This window comes from Agromyces chromiiresistens (assembly GCF_029167465.1).
Classification (GTDB): domain Bacteria; phylum Actinomycetota; class Actinomycetes; order Actinomycetales; family Microbacteriaceae; genus Agromyces; species Agromyces chromiiresistens.
The window spans coordinates 802,073-816,602 of the sequence record NZ_JARFNL010000001.1; the positions used below are offsets into that span (position 1 = coordinate 802,073).

At 73.6% G+C, this 14,530-nt stretch carries 9 protein-coding genes; 4 read left to right on the forward strand and 5 right to left on the reverse strand.

Features of this window, described 5'->3' with window-relative positions:
- Position 1: 1 nt before the first annotated feature.
- Both PX701_RS03605 and PX701_RS03610 read right to left on the reverse strand, forming a co-directional pair.
- Entirely contained in the window at positions 2–2,752 is a 2,751-nt protein-coding gene (locus PX701_RS03605; RefSeq protein WP_275505498.1) for an FtsX-like permease family protein, read from the reverse strand.
- Positions 2,749–5,766, reverse strand: a complete 3,018-nt coding sequence (locus PX701_RS03610) for an FtsX-like permease family protein (RefSeq protein WP_275505499.1) — start codon at positions 5,764–5,766, stop codon at positions 2,749–2,751. Before PX701_RS03610 ends, PX701_RS03605 begins: the two co-directional genes overlap by 4 nt.
- Before the next feature lie 556 nt (positions 5,767–6,322).
- Between PX701_RS03610 and PX701_RS03615 the strand changes: the two genes are divergently transcribed.
- Entirely contained in the window at positions 6,323–8,149 is a 1,827-nt protein-coding gene (locus PX701_RS03615) for an ABC transporter ATP-binding protein (RefSeq protein ID WP_275505588.1), read from the forward strand.
- Positions 8,146–9,951, forward strand: coding sequence for an ABC transporter ATP-binding protein (locus PX701_RS03620; protein WP_275505500.1), 1,806 nt, complete (start codon positions 8,146–8,148; stop codon positions 9,949–9,951). Before PX701_RS03615 ends, PX701_RS03620 begins: the two co-directional genes overlap by 4 nt.
- Before the next feature lie 75 nt (positions 9,952–10,026).
- Here PX701_RS03620 and PX701_RS03625 read toward each other — a convergent pair whose 3' ends face one another.
- Positions 10,027–10,782 (reverse strand): type III PLP-dependent enzyme domain-containing protein, encoded by a 756-nt coding sequence (locus PX701_RS03625; protein WP_275505501.1) that lies wholly within the window; start codon positions 10,780–10,782, stop codon positions 10,027–10,029.
- A 274-nt stretch (positions 10,783–11,056) separates the two neighbouring features.
- Between PX701_RS03625 and PX701_RS03630 the strand changes: the two genes are divergently transcribed.
- Positions 11,057–11,722, forward strand: a complete 666-nt coding sequence (locus tag PX701_RS03630; RefSeq protein WP_231430175.1) for a response regulator transcription factor — start codon at positions 11,057–11,059, stop codon at positions 11,720–11,722.
- Entirely contained in the window at positions 11,722–13,509 is a 1,788-nt protein-coding gene (locus PX701_RS03635; protein ID WP_231430176.1) for a sensor histidine kinase, read from the forward strand. Before PX701_RS03630 ends, PX701_RS03635 begins: the two co-directional genes overlap by 1 nt.
- 56 nt (positions 13,510–13,565) lie before the next feature.
- On the opposite strand, the gene PX701_RS03640 is transcribed toward PX701_RS03635, so the two are convergent.
- Both PX701_RS03640 and PX701_RS03645 read right to left on the reverse strand, forming a co-directional pair.
- Positions 13,566–13,856, reverse strand: coding sequence for an MGMT family protein (locus PX701_RS03640; RefSeq protein ID WP_231430177.1), 291 nt, complete (start codon positions 13,854–13,856; stop codon positions 13,566–13,568).
- Between the two features lie 41 nt (positions 13,857–13,897).
- A complete protein-coding gene (locus PX701_RS03645; RefSeq protein WP_231430178.1) occupies positions 13,898–14,353 on the reverse strand; it encodes a GNAT family N-acetyltransferase in 456 nt (151 codons plus the stop codon).
- Positions 14,354–14,530: the final 177 nt, after the last annotated feature.

Genomic DNA, 14,530 nt, shown 5'->3' on the forward strand with positions numbered 1-14,530 from the left:
TTCAGCCCTCCTCTTCCTTGCGCATCGCGCGGGCCGCGCTCTGCTCGCCGCCCATGCGAGCGGCGAGCAGCACGGCGACGCCCGTGACGATCACCGCGCCCACGAGCACGGCGCTGACCAGCCACGGGTCGAACACGACGACGGGCTGCTGGTCTTCGCCCGTGAACGGTCTGAGGTCGATGCCCTGGAGCACGATGAACGGCAGCGCCGCTCCCAGGGCGGCGCCCGCGACGAGTGCCGCGGTGACGACCGGCCCGATCTCCCAGGCCACGAGCGCCCGCTCCCCGCGGCGACGCAGGCCCAGCGTCGCGACGAGCGGCAGCAGTCGCTCCCGCGCGGGCCGTCCGACGACGAGGGTGAGCACGATCGCGAGGGCGGTGAGCAGCGACGAGAGCACGATCGCACCGACCAGCGACACGACGAGTCCCTGCGTCGCGGCCGTGGCACCGAGCTCCGAACGCACCATGCCGGGCGTCGTGACGGTCGAATCGGCGCCCGCGATCTCGGCGAGCCCGGCCGTCACCTCCGCGGTGTCGGCGCCGGGTTCGAAGCGAACGAGCACGCGCTCGGGGACGAACGTGCTCGCGAAGCCGTCGGCGTTCGCCTTGTCCATGAGCACCCAGCTCGTCCGCGGCCAGTAGGCGGTGCGTCCGTCGACGACCTCGAGCACCTCCCACGGCTTGCGGTCGAGCTCGACGTCGTCGGCGCCCTCGATCGAATCGGCGATGACCTGCGAGACGACGACGGGAACGGCCTCGCCGCCGGTCTTCGCCAGCCTCTCGGGCAGCGGGGTCGCACCCGTGCGGCCGGCCTGCACCTCGCGCATCTCATCGGAGTCGACGACGATGAGCGTCGTCGACCGGAGCCGCCCGTCGATGCCGACCTGGATCGACGAGGTCGAATAGACGGGTGCAGTGGCCTCGACGCCCGGCACCTCTGCGAACGCCGCCTGCTGCTCGAGCGTGAACGGACCGCCCACGATCGCCGCGTCGGCACCGACCCTCGCGTCCGCGGCGCGGTCGACCCCGGTCTGCACCGTGCCGAGGAGGACGGCCGAGAACATCGCGATCGAGACGCCGACCACGACGGTCAGCACGGGTACGACGCCCGCCGACGGGTCGCGGAGCGCGCGCGCCGAGCCGAGGAACGCGACGAGACCCCGGGCTTTCGCGGCCGCCCGCACGATCGCGGCGAGCGGATAGGGGTAGAGGCGCAGCACGATGAGGCACGCGAGCACGGCGAGCAGCAGCGGCACGGCGGCGAGCAGGGGGTCGACGCCGATCTCGGCGGACTGCGTTGCGAGGCCCCGGCGCAGGAGCAGGACGACCGCCGCTACGGCGATGACGGCGACGAGGGCCTCGAGGATCCAGCGGAGCCGCCCGCCGCCGCGCGGAGCGAAGTCGGCACGGGCGCGTCGCAGCGGGCTCAGGGAGGGAGCCGACGCGATGAGCAGCGCCGCCGGGGTCACGGCGAACAGCGCGGCGACGAACCATCCGAACGTCCCGCCCTCGGCCGGGACGGCGAGGGTGCCCGCGACGGCGCCCGCCACGGCGGCCGGCACGCCGATCATGACGCCCTCGATGGCGAGGATGCCCTGGAGCTGCCCGTTCGACGCGCCGCGCGCGGCGGCGAGCTCGAGGCCGGTGCGTCGACGCTCGAACACGACCCGCGCGCCGAGCACGAGCACCGCGACCATGACGCCGATCGGCCCCGAGGCGACGGTCGCGAGCACCGCGTCGCTCGCGCCGGCGGCGATCGCCGCGTCGGTGAGGGCGTCGCCGAGGCCGCTCGAGAATCCGACGACGCCGACGGTCGAGAAGTAGTACTGGAAGTCGCCCGGCCCGACCGGGTAGGCGACGCTCATGAACTCGTCGAGGTCGGTGCGGAGTTCCGCCGATCGGTCGGCGCGGATGCGGTCGGTCGCGACCGGATACCAGAGCTCGAGCGTCGACGGCAACTGGGCCTGCTCGAGCGCCTGCCACGAGTTCGGGTGCGTGAGGCCGAGGCCCGTGATGCGGAGGGTGCCGTCGGGGGTGAAGGCGACCGAGGGCTCGAGGGGCACGGGCAGGTGGGTCCAGAATCCGTCGTCGGGGTCGATCGCGTCGAACGTGCCGACGAGCTCGACCGGCTGCTCGTCGGTGCCGACCGGGATCGACCGCACCTCGCCGATCGCCCAGTCCATCTCATGTGCGAACGCCTCGGTGGCCACGAACTCGAGCGGTTCCGCGGTGGCGGAAGGCTCGAGCACCGTCGGCCACTCGCCGCTCGTGAGCTCGACGTGCTCGGCGATCCGCGGGTCGAAGCCGAGGTACAGCTCGTAGTCGGTCGACCCCGGCCCGGCGCCGTCGGGCAGGGCGCGGTTCGGCCCGGCGACGACGGTCGCGAGCGGGTCGTCGGTCACGCGGTGCAGCTCCGCGGGCATCTGCTCGCGGATGCCGAGCAGCGCCTCCTCCTGCCCGCCCCACACCGCGTCGATGTCGTCGGGCAGCGTGGTGCCGCCCGACGACGGGCCGAGGTCGGGCAGCGTCGCCCGGTTCGGCGACGACACGTCGAGCTCGCGCGCCGGGAACTCGGCCAGGTGCTCGTCGAGCGCCGCCGTGTGCTGCGCCGCGACGGCACGGGGCACGGCCGTCGCGAGGAACGCGCCGCCGGCGACGAGCAGCACGAGCATGATCGAGGCGACCGGTGCCGCGAAGAACTGCCGGCGCAGCAGCCCGGCCGGCGTCAGTCGCGAATGATGGCGCGCGCTCATCGCTCCTCCTCGCGAAGCCCGGGCTGCGACGCCGTCCGCCGGACTCCGCGCGCGGCGAGGCCGGCGGCGAGCGCCGCGAGCAGCATGAATCCGACCGTGCCGGCGAGCCAGGGCCACCAGTCGAGGGCGAACGGCGCATGCAACGACGACGGTGCATCGGCGATCGTCGCCCTCGCGAGCTCGCGTGCCGTGAACCAGGCGGTCACGGCACCGACGACCGCGCCGAGGACGATCGCGCCGCCGACGGTCGCGGCGAGCTCCGAGAACCTGGCTCGCGCCTGCACGCGCGGCGCGACGCCGAGCACGCGCAGCACGACGACCTCACCGAACCGACTGGTCGACAGGGCGCTCGTGAGGGCGACGAGCGCGATGAGGGCGAAGAGCAGGGCGCCGGCGGCCCCCGTCCAGAGCGCGGCGACCGCGGGGCCGATGAGGGCCGCCGACGAGACGTCGCCGCGGGTCGTGGCGACGCTCGCGACGCTCTGGTCGCGTCCGATCTGCTCGGCCGTCCGGCCGGGGTCGGATGCCGCGAGCCAGCGCTCACCGAACTGCGGAACTCCGCTGCCTGCGTCGAAGGCGACGCGTTCGAGGGCGCCGAGGTCGGCGAGCAACGAGGTCGATCCCGCGGTCGGCACGGCGGGCACGACGCCCGCGACGACCGCCTCGACCTCGACCCCGCCCACGATCGTGCGGAAGTCGAGCGGGTCGCCGACCTCGGCGTTCACGCGAGCGGCGAGCGCCGCGCCGATGACGACGGGCAGCCGCCCGCGATCGCCCGGCAGTGCGGCCCGAGCGGTGGGCGTCGTCGCCGACAGCTCGACGGCGTCGAAGGCGCCCGCGAGCGCGGTCGAGGGCGCCTCGCCGTCGAGGCCGAGGCCATCGAACGAGACCCGCACCTCGCGCGCGCCGGGGGCGTCGACGAGCGCGGCCTGCAGGCCGAGCAGGCGGATGCCCGCGGCATCCGGCACTTCGATCTCGACCGTGCCGCCGCCGTCGGCGATGGCGACCTCGCCGGCTTGGACGGGCGAGGCGGCGCCTCCCTCGGAGAGAAGCCAGACGTTCACCGCGACCTCGCCGGGCGTTCCGGCCGGGGCGCGGACGCCGACCTCGACCTCGAGCGTCGCCGCACCCTCGGGAAGGGGGACGCCTGCACCGGCCGCCGATTCGGCGAGCGCTGCCGATGCGGCGGCGAGCCCGGTCCCCGGGGCGGCGCCGTCGAGGCCGGTGGCCGGTGCTGCCACGAGCGTCGCCGGATCGGACCCGAGGCGCACCTCGCCGCGGAACACGGGTGCGTCGACGGTGACGCCGGGCAGCTCGCCGAAGGGATCGGCGAAGGCGAGCGGGTCGGGCGCCTGCACCGTGTCGCGGCCGGGAAGCGCGACCCGCACCTCGGCGCCGTTCGCGAGCGCCGCGGCCTTCGCGTCGACCGACTGCCAGGCCCCGGCGAAGGCGGCCGCGAGCGTGAGCCCCCCGATCGCGAGCATCGCGACGAGCGACGCCGACGCGAACAGCGAGCTGCGCCGCGCGAGCTGTCGCATCGGCAGGGCGGGCACGAGCGCGGGCCCTGCCGCGGCGACGCGCTCGAGGACGGTGCCGATCGGGCGGGAGAGACCGAGTGCGACGAGCGCGAGTGCGAACAGCACGAGCACGGGTGCGAGCACGGCGATCGGGTCGACGTCGACGGAGCCCGACGCGCTCGTGACGAGCGGCGAACCGTAGAGGCTGAACTGCCACAGCGAGAGCGCCGCGACCACGACGACGAGCAGCACGCCGCCCGCGATCGCCGTGCGCGGTACGCGCCCGACTTCGTCGCCGGCGCCGCGGTGGACCGGGCGGGCCGCGTCGACGAACGCCCGGCCGGCGACGAGCACGACGGCCGCCGCGACCGCGATCGCGGCGACGAGCCAGGTGATCGCGGGTTCTCGGGCGTCGCCGGGGCGCACGAGCCCGACGACCAGTGCGGCGGCCGCACCGCCGATCGCCGCCGCGGGCACGCCGACCGCGAGCACCTCGAGCGCGGTGTCGCGGGCGAGCCGGGTCGCCGAAGCGCCTCGCGCCCGCAACAGCACCGTCTCCGACCGGCGTGCGGCCCCGAGCAGCGCCGCGAGGCGCCACAGCGTGGCGAACCCCGTGATGGCGAGGAGCAGCACCGGCACCGGCGCCAGTGCGCGGACCGCACCGATGCCCGCGAGCAGTCGCGTGAGCGTGCCGCCGAGCCCGCCGGAGGCGCTGAGCCCGCTCGCGCCCATGTCGGGCTGGTCGCGGAGGGCGGGCTCGACGTCGGGCAGCACCGCCCGCAGCGCGGCGGCCTCGTCGACCGCGATCGCCGGGTCGGCCGTTGCCGTCCACCGCACGATCGCCGCGGCGGGCACGCCGACCGTCGCCGGCTCGTCGACGAGGAACGGTCCGGAGCCGCCGGCGGCCGAGCCGGTCGAGACGATGGGTTCGCCGAACCACCTCGGATCGAGGACGTCCTCGGGCTGCCAGAGGCCGACGACCTCGAGCTCGATCCCGCCGTCGAGCGCGACCGTCGAGCCGGTCTCGAGCCCGAGCGCCTCGGCGGCGGCGGCGTTCACGGCCGTCGGCACCGCGTCGCCCGACGTCGCGGCGTCGGCCGGCCAGTCGCCTTCGACGAGCTCGGCGCGCCCGGGCACGGCCGGGTCCGCGGTCAGCACGGCGCCGAACGTCGCGTCGCCCGCGGTCGCCGCGACGGGCATCGTCTGCACGCTGCGTTCCCAGGCGGCGCCGTGCGGCACGATCATGCGGTCGAGCACCGCGGCCGCCTCGTCGGACTGCGCCTCGGCGTCGCTCGCGAGGCGGATCTGCCAGCGCGTCGCGCCGCTCGAGCCCGCGGCGGCGGCGACGCCGTCGCGCAGGCCGCTCGCGGCCGATCCTGCGAGCGACTCGATGACGGCGCTGCCGAGCCCCGAGAGCAGGAGCACCACGGCTGCGATGCCGGCCAGCACGCCGATCCGGGCGTTCGCGCGAGCGAATGCCGTACGTGCTGCTCCCACGCGCGCTCCTCATCGAATCGGGTCCGGGCACGCGGGCGGTGCAGGGCCGGGCGCGCCACCGAAGGGGAGAGCGGTTGCACGCGAGCCCGCGTGACGACGAATCCGCACAGCCTACTCCCGAGGACGGTCTTGCACGCCACAGCGAAATGGTCCTAGTCTGTAAGGCTGGCCGACGCCGCCCTACTGCGCGGCCACGAAGGTTTCGAAGACGACGACGCAGGAGGACATCATGCAGACAGACATCCACGCCCGCCCCGCGGCCGGTGGTGCTGCCCGCACCCGATCCTCGCTCGTCGGGGCCGTGCCCGCACCCGCCGAGTCCGCCGGGTAGCGCCGCCCGCACGCCCCGCAGGCTCCGCCTGCCGCGCTCCGCGGCTCCGTCCGCGCATCGACGCCGAGTGCGTCGCGACCTTCCATCCTTCCGCCGCAGAGGCTCGTCGACCGAGCCCGCGGCCACCCCTCTCGAGAGGACCCGTCCTTGTCCGAACAGCCCACACCCGAGCGACTCGGCGCGGTGCGCGCGCTCTGGCGCCTGCGCGAGTTCGCCGGGCCCGCGATGCCCGCGTTCATGGCCAGCATGGCGGCGGCGCTCGTCGCGCAGCTCATCGCCCTCACCATCCCGCAGGTCTTCGAGCAGATCGTCGACGGCCCGGTCGCCGACGGCGACGCCTCGGCGATCGTGCCGCTCGCGCTGCTCGTGTTCGCGCTCGGTGCGGCCGAGTCACTGCTCTACGCACTGCGCCGCTGGCTCGTCGTCGGCCCGGGCACGAAGGTCGAGGCGCGCATGCGCAACGCGCTCTACGCGAAGCTGCAGGACCTGCCGGTGAGCTTCCACGACCGCTGGCCGAGCGGCCAGCTGCTCTCGCGCGCGGTGAGCGATCTCGGCCTCATCCGCCGTTGGCTGAGCTTCGGCCTCGTGCTCACGGGAGCGAACCTCGTCATCATCGTGGTCGGCGTCGGCATCCTCATGTCGATGAACTGGATGCTGGGACTCATCTTCCTCGTCTGCTCGCTGCCGCTCTGGTGGGCCGGCTGGCGGTTCGAGGGTCGCTATTCGGAGAAGTCGCGCCTCAGCCAGGACCAGCAGGGCGACCTCGCGACCGCGGTCGAGGAGTCGGTGCACGGCATCCGCGTGCTCAAGGCGTTCGGCCGCGGCAAGTTCGCGCTGTCGAGCTTCCGCGCCCAGGCAGAGTCGCTGCGGTCGACCGAGATCGAGAAGGCGCGCCTCGACGCGAACATCTGGGTGTGGATCATGGTCGTGCCGACCGTGGCGCTCGCGCTCTGCCTCGTCGTCGGCATCTGGCTCTCCGCGAACGGGCAGCTCTCGGTCGGCGAGCTCGTCGCATTCTTCGCGACCGCGACGGTGCTCGCGTGGCCGATCGAGTCGATCGGCTTCATGCTCGCGTTCGCGCTCGACGCGCGCACGGCGACCGACCGGTTCTTCGACATCATCGACAGCGAGAACACGATCGTCGATCCGGCCGACCCGCAGCACGTCGACCGCCCGCGCGGCGAGCTCGCGTTCACGGGCGTGCACTTCCGCTACCAGGACTCGCCCGAGCGGTTCGGCGACCTGCTCGACGGCGTCGACCTCGTCGTCGAACCGGGGGAGACGATGGCGCTCGTCGGCCTCACCGGCTGCGGCAAGACGACGATGACGGCGCTCACGACGCGTCTCTACGACGTCACCGGCGGCTCGGTGACCCTCGACGGCGTGGATGTGCGCGCCTTCACGAGAGAAGAGCTGCGCAGGCACATCGCGATGGCGTTCGAGGACGCGACGCTGTTCAGCGCGTCGGTGCGCGAGAACGTGCTGCTCGGCCGGCCCGAGCTCGCCGGCGACGACCCCGACGTGCGCGCCGAGGCGGAGCGGGTGCTCGACGAGGCCCTGCGCATCGCCCAGGCCGGCTTCGCGTACGACCTCCCCGACGGCGTCGACACGAAGGTCGGCGAAGAGGGCATGAGCCTCTCGGGCGGCCAGCGCCAGCGGCTCGCGCTCGCCCGTGCGGTCGCGGCGAAGCCCGCGGTGCTCGTGCTCGACGACCCGCTGTCGGCGCTCGACGTCGCGACCGAGGCGAAGGTCGAGGCCGAGCTCCGCGCGGTGCTCGCCGAAACGACCGCGCTCGTCGTCGCGCACCGGCCGTCGACGGTCATGCTCGCCGACCGGGTGGCCCTCCTCGAGGCGGGTCGCATCACGGCCGTCGGCACGCATTCCGAGCTCCTCCGCGAGAGCGAGCACTACCGCTTCGTCATCTCGAGCCTGGAGGACGAGGAGCGCCGCGACCTCGAGTCGCGTCCGCACCCCTCGCCGGCGTCCCGGCCGGCTGACGGGGGCGATGCCGACGAGGCATCCGAATTCGAACGAGAGGAGGCCGCATCATGAGCGTCACCGGCGTGCAGGGCGAAGAGCGCGACCAGTACTCGAAGGCCGAGTCGCGACACATCCGCGTCCGATCGCGGCGTCTGCTCGGGTCGCTGCTGCGACCGCTCACGGGCAAGCTGTGGCTGACCGCGGCGGCGGTCGTGGTCTCGTCGGCGGCGCAGGTCGCGGGCCCGGCGATCATCGCGTACGGCATCGACCAGGGCATCCCAGCGCTCATGGCGCAGGACTGGATGCCCGCGGCGTTCGCCGGGGTCGCCTACCTCGTGACCGGCCTCGTCGGGGCGTTCCTCATCTCGGCGTACATCAGGCTGTCGGCGCGCGTCGCCCAGGCCGTGCTCATCGACCTGCGCACGCGGGTGTTCCTGCACACGCAGAAGCTGTCGCTCGAGTTCCACGAGACCTACACCTCCGGGCGCATCATCTCGCGGCAGACGAGCGACCTCGATGCCATCCGCGAGCTCATGGACGAGGGGCTCACGCTGCTCGTGCGCGGCCTCATGTACATGGTCTTCACCGCGATCATGCTGTTCATCCTCGACGCGCCCTCGGGGTTCGTGCTGCTCGTCGCCCTCATCCCGCTCGGCATCCTCACCCGGTGGTTCCAGGTGCGGTCGCAGTCGCTGTTCCGCCGCTCCCGGGTGGCGTCGGCGAAGCTCATCGTGCAGTTCGTCGAGACGATGACGGGCATCCGCGCGGTGCAGGCCTTCCGCAAGGAGCGCCGCAACGAGCACGAGTTCGGCGGCCTCGTCGAGGACTACCGCGACGTCAACGCGAAGGTGCTCGGCCTCTTCGTCGTCTTCAACCCGGGCCTCGCGCTCATCGGCAACACCGCGGTCGCGGTGACGATCGTGCTCGGCGGATTCCGGGTCATCGACGGCGGCCTCGAGGTCGGCGTGCTGCTCGCCGCGGTGCTCTACACGAAGCGGTTCTTCGACCCGATGGAGGACCTCGCGATGTTCTACAACGGGTACCAGTCCGCCTCATCGGCGCTCGAGAAGATCTCGGGCGTCCTCGAGGAGGAGCCGAGCGTTCCCGACCCGTCCCACCCGGTCGACCTCTGGAACGCCGAGGGCCGGGTCCGGTTCGACGACGTCGAGTTCTCGTACGTCGAGGGCCGCAGCATCCTGCCCCGGTTCGACCTCGACATCCCGGCCGGCCAGACGATCGCGCTCGTCGGCTCGACGGGCGCCGGCAAGTCCACCCTCGCGAAGCTCATCGCCCGGTTCTACGACCCGAGCGAGGGCGTCGTCTCGCTCGACGGGGTCTCGCTCGCCGAGCTCCACCCGAAGGACCTGCGCCGGGCGATCGTCATGGTCACGCAGGAGGCGTACCTGTTCTCCGGCTCGGTCGCCGACAACATCGCGCTCGGCAAGCCCGACGCGACGTTCGACGAGATCGTGCGGGCGGCCATGGCGGTCGGCGCCCACGAGTTCATCGAGGGGCTGCCGAACGGGTACGACACCGACGTGAACAAGCGCGGCGGGCGCGTGAGCGCGGGGCAGCGCCAGCTCATCTCGTTCGCGCGCGCGTTCCTCGCCGACCCGGCGGTGCTCATCCTCGACGAGGCGACGAGCTCGCTCGACATCCCGAGCGAGCGACTCGTGCAGGAGGGCCTGACGAAGCTGCTGGCCGACCGCACCGCGATCATCATCGCGCACCGCCTCTCCACGGTCGCGATCGCCGACCGGGTGCTGGTCATGGAGCACGGCCGCATCGTCGAGGACGGCGCGCCCGTCGACCTCATCGGCGGCGAGGGGCGGTTCGCCGCGCTGCATGCCGCGTGGCGCGACTCGCTCGTCTGAGCGGCCGCAGCCCTGCTCGCGGAACGCCCCGCACCCGGTGACGGGTGCGGGGCGTTCCCGTTCGCGTCGACGCGCTCAGGCCGCGCGCCGGGCGACGACCCGGTAGCGCCGAGCGGCTCCGCGCACCGCCGCGTGCAGGTCGCGGCCGAGTCGCGCGCGGGATGCCTCGTGGCGGGCGTCGAGCCCGCCGAGGTCGAGGTCGAGCGTGTCGAAGGCGGACAGCCCGCCGCGTTCGAGCCGCCGCATGATGGCGACGGTCCTGCGGATCCTGCGTCCGCGCCGATGCGCGACTCCGTCGAGTTGGAGGGTGAACCCGGCCACCCGGATCCCCGCCGCCCGGCAGGCGCGGACGGTGCGTGCGGCGGCGCGCGGGGCGACGCCGCGGTCGTGACGCCGGACGCCGCCGAACGAGAGCCGCACGAGCACCGCGACCTCGGGAAGCTCCCGGAAGTTCGCGAGCTCGTCGGGGCCGCCGATAACGAACAGGCGGACTCCGCGCAGGTACGCGCCCGTGATCTCGGCGACGGGGGCGGCGGGCCGTGCGTGCAGGCACCGGCCGATCGTCACGCGCTCGCGCTCGAGGCGGTCGATCTCGCGGTGCGAGTCGACGGCGAATGCTGCGCCGAACGCGTCGGCCGCCCGGATGCCCGCCGGGTCCTGCAGCGACCGGGTCGACACGACGAGGCCGGCCTCCGGCAGCTCACCCCGCAGGGCGAGCAGGCGGTCGGAGATCGGGGCGGTGGCGGTCGTCGCGGAGGAGGTGCGCCGACGGGCGCCGGCCACGCGGTGGCCCGCGGCGGGGGAGATTCGGAGGCGCTCGATCGTGGACATGCCGGAAGTGTCGCGCACGGTCGCGGTCGCCGCGTCATGGCCGCCCACGAAAACGATCAGGTGCTGACCCTGATCCTCCGGCGGCGCGCACGTCGCCCGGGCAGCCTGCCACACCCTCGCCCCGACCGGATCCGGGTACCCCCTGAATCGGGGGCGCGGCGCGGCGCGCGAACGCGCTACGGTCGAGTCAGGCGGGGGCGACCGGTCCGGTCATCCGCGCCTTCAGACCGGTTCGTTCCCTGCGGTCCGGATCGGCGAAACGAGAAGAGGTGCGATGGTCGAGGCATCCCGGCCGCTGCGGGTGGCCATCGCCGACGACGCGCTGCTGCTGCGCGAGGGCATCGCCAAGGTGCTCGAGGGCGGCGGCCTCGACGTCGTGGCCTCGGTGGGCACGGGCGACGAGCTCGTCGAGACGGTACGGGCGGGCGGCATCGACGCCGCAGTGCTCGACATCCGCATGCCCCCGAGCTTCCGCGACGAGGGCATCCTCGCGCTGGAGGAGCTGCGCGCGGGCGGATCGACCATCGGCGTCCTGCTGCTCTCGATGTACGCGACCCCCGAGTACGCGCTCCGCGTCATGGGCGCGGGCAGCGGCACGGGCTACCTGCTGAAGGAGCGGGTCTCCGAGCCGCAGACGCTCGTGCGGGCGGTCGAGACGGTCGCCTCGGGCGGATCGGTCGTCGACCCCGAGGTGGTCGAGCAGCTGGTGCACCGCACCCGGGCCGATGATCCGCTGTCGCGCCTGACCGAGCGCGAGCGCTCGGTGCTCGAGCTCATGGCGCAGGGGTACTCGAACGGCGGCATCGCGCAGACGCTCTTCCTCGGACTGAAGACGGTCGAGACCCACGTCCGGTCGATCCTGCAGAAGCTCGACCTCGAGGAGTCACCCGAGCACCACCGGCGCGTGCTCGCGGTGCTGACGCTCCTCGGCGCGAGGTGATGGCGCCCGGCCGCAAGGGCCGGATCATCAGGCGCAGCATCACGATCGGCATCGTGGTCGCGCTGAGCCTCGGCATGGAGGTCGCCGGCTTCGTCGCGACCCCCGCGGCCGAACGCCCCGAGGTCGGCTACACGACCCTGCACGCGATCGTGCCGCTCGTGTTCGCGGCGTGCGCGGGCGTGGCCTGGGCCATCGGGCCGTCGCGGGTGCCGGCCCGGCTCATGGTGCTGTTCCCCGTGTTCTGGATCCCGGTGCCGTTCCTCCGCGTCGTGGAGGGCCTCGGCTGGCTGTGGCCGCTGCTCTACGGCGTGCATCTCTGGTGGGGGGTGCTCACGGGCGTCCTCGTGCTGCTCTACCCGCGCGGCGACCTCGACGGGCGCCTCGCGCGCTGGGTCGCCGGCATCGCGTTCGGCGCCTCGCTCGTGTTCCTGCTCGGCACGGTGCTGCTCGCGCAGCCGCCGGAGGAGATCTGCTCGTGCGCACCGAACCCGTACGCGGTGGGCGAAGCGCCGGTCCTGTACGCCGCGATCGACATCGGGTACCGGCTCGTCGGGGTGCTCCTCGCCCTCGTCATCGCGGCGCGCCTGCTCGTTCGCTGGGTGCGCGGCAGCGTGCCCGCCCGCACCGTCGCCTTCCTCATGCCCCTCGCGCTGTTCGCGTGGGCGACGACGCTCGCCGCGCAGGCCGTCACGTACGCGGCGTCGGGCACCGCCGACCAGGTGCTCGCGACGGTCTCGCTCGTCGCCATCGCGTCGATCCCCGTGAGCTTCGTCGCGGGGATCGCGCACACCCGCAACATGCGTGCCCGCGTCGCCGACCTCATGCGCATCACGCGCGAGGGCGCCGACCGCGGACTCTGGGCCGAGTCGCTCGCCCGCACCCTGCGCGACGCCTCCGTGCGGGTGTACTGGTGGGACGAGGAGCGCGGGCGGTACGCGGATGCCTCTGGCGAGCCCATCGTGCACGATCCCGCCGACCGTCACGGAGACCACGGCCTGCTGCCCGTCGCCTCGCCGACCGGCATGCCGATCGCACTCATCCGCCACGACCGGGTGCTCACCGACAACATGCGCCTGCTCGACGGCGTGTCGAGCGCGCTCCGCCTCTCGGTCGACAACGGGCGGCTCCGGTCGGAGATCGAGCGCACGCTCGATCAGGTGCGGCAGTCGCGAGCCCGCATCGTCGAGGCCGGCGACGAGGCGCGCCGCCGCATCGAGCGCGACCTGCACGACGGCGCCCAGCAGCGCCTCGTCTCGCTCGGCATGCGACTCAGGCTCGCCGCGAACCAGGCCCGTGACCGCGGCATGGAGCCGCTCGGCGTCGAACTCGACGGCAACATCGCGATGCTGAACGATGCGCTCAAGGAGCTGCGCGAACTCGCGCACGGCATCCACCCGTCGCTGCTCTCGTCGGGCGGTCTCGCGCTCGCCGTGCCCGAGCTCGCCGGGCGCTGCCCCGTGCCGGTCGAGATCGACGTCCAGGCCGAGGGGCGGCTGCCCGAGGTCGTCGAGTCGACCGCGTACTTCGCCGTGGCGGAGTCGCTCGCGAACATCGCCAAGCACGCGCAGGCGACGCGCGCGTGGGTGCGCGCCCACCTCGTCGACGGGGTGCTCGAGATCGTCGTGCGCGACAACGGCGTCGGCGGGGCCGCGCCCGACGGCGGCGGCATGCTCGGCATCGCCGACCGGGTCGACGCCGTCGGCGGCGACCTCGCGATCGACAGCCCGCGCGGCGCCGGCACGACGATCACGATCCGCATCCCGGTGCCGTCACCCGCCGCCGGTTGAGCGGCGCCGACGCACAGGGGCGGCGCGCATCGGAGCGGCGATGACGGCGTCGGTCGTCAGGGGCGCCAGCGCGCGGCGGCGAGGTCGACGCGGTAGCCGTCGTCGTCGCGGGTCGCGATGAGCGGCGTGCCCTCGCGGTCGTAGTGCTCGCGGGCGCGCTCGGCGTGGCCCGACGGCGGGCGACCGCCGGCGCGGATCACGCGCCACCACGCGACATCCGCCCCGTACCTGGCCATCACCTGCCCGACCGCGCGGGCGCCGCGCGAACCGAGCAGCGCGGCGACGTCGCCGTAGGTGGCGACGCACCCCGGCGGGATGTCGGCGACGACGGCGAGCACCGCCTCCACGAAGCCCGCGGCCGGCCCCTCGACGTGCCCCGGGAACTCGTTCAGAGTTCGAGCGCCCCGATGATGTCGCCGTACTGGGTCTCGCCGACGTCGACGAAGCCGACCCGGTGGAAGAACTTCTCGGGGCCGAGCTCGCCCGGCTCCCACAGCACCGTGATGCGGTCGAAGCCGCGGCGCTTCGCCTCTTCGGCGAGCGCGGTCGCGAGGAACCGGCCGACGCCCTTGCCCTGCACCTCGGCGTCGACGTTGATGCGCCAGATGCACGCACGGAACTCCTCGTGCGGGTTCTCGGGGTCGAAGTTGCCGTGGATGAAGCCCACGACCTTCTCGTCGGCGTCGAGGGCGACGCGCTGCCACGCGGTCTGCGGATTCACGACCGAGGCCTCTGCGGAGTAGGTGACGGGTGCGATGAACTGTTCCTGGCCGGGCTTCAGCGACAACGTGTTCGCCGCCACGATGTTCGAGGCGGACAGTTCTTCCAGTCTCAGCTCAGCCATGCGCCAAGGCTAACCCGTCGATCGCGCACCGGGGTAGCAGGGATGACCCCGAGCCGACCCCGAGCGGACCCCGAGCGGTCGCATCACGCATGCACGAGGCATCCGGGTTTGTCTCGATGTCGAGATATCTGCGTGACGCGGTAAGCTGGCAGGCGGCGTATCCGCCCTACGAGACTT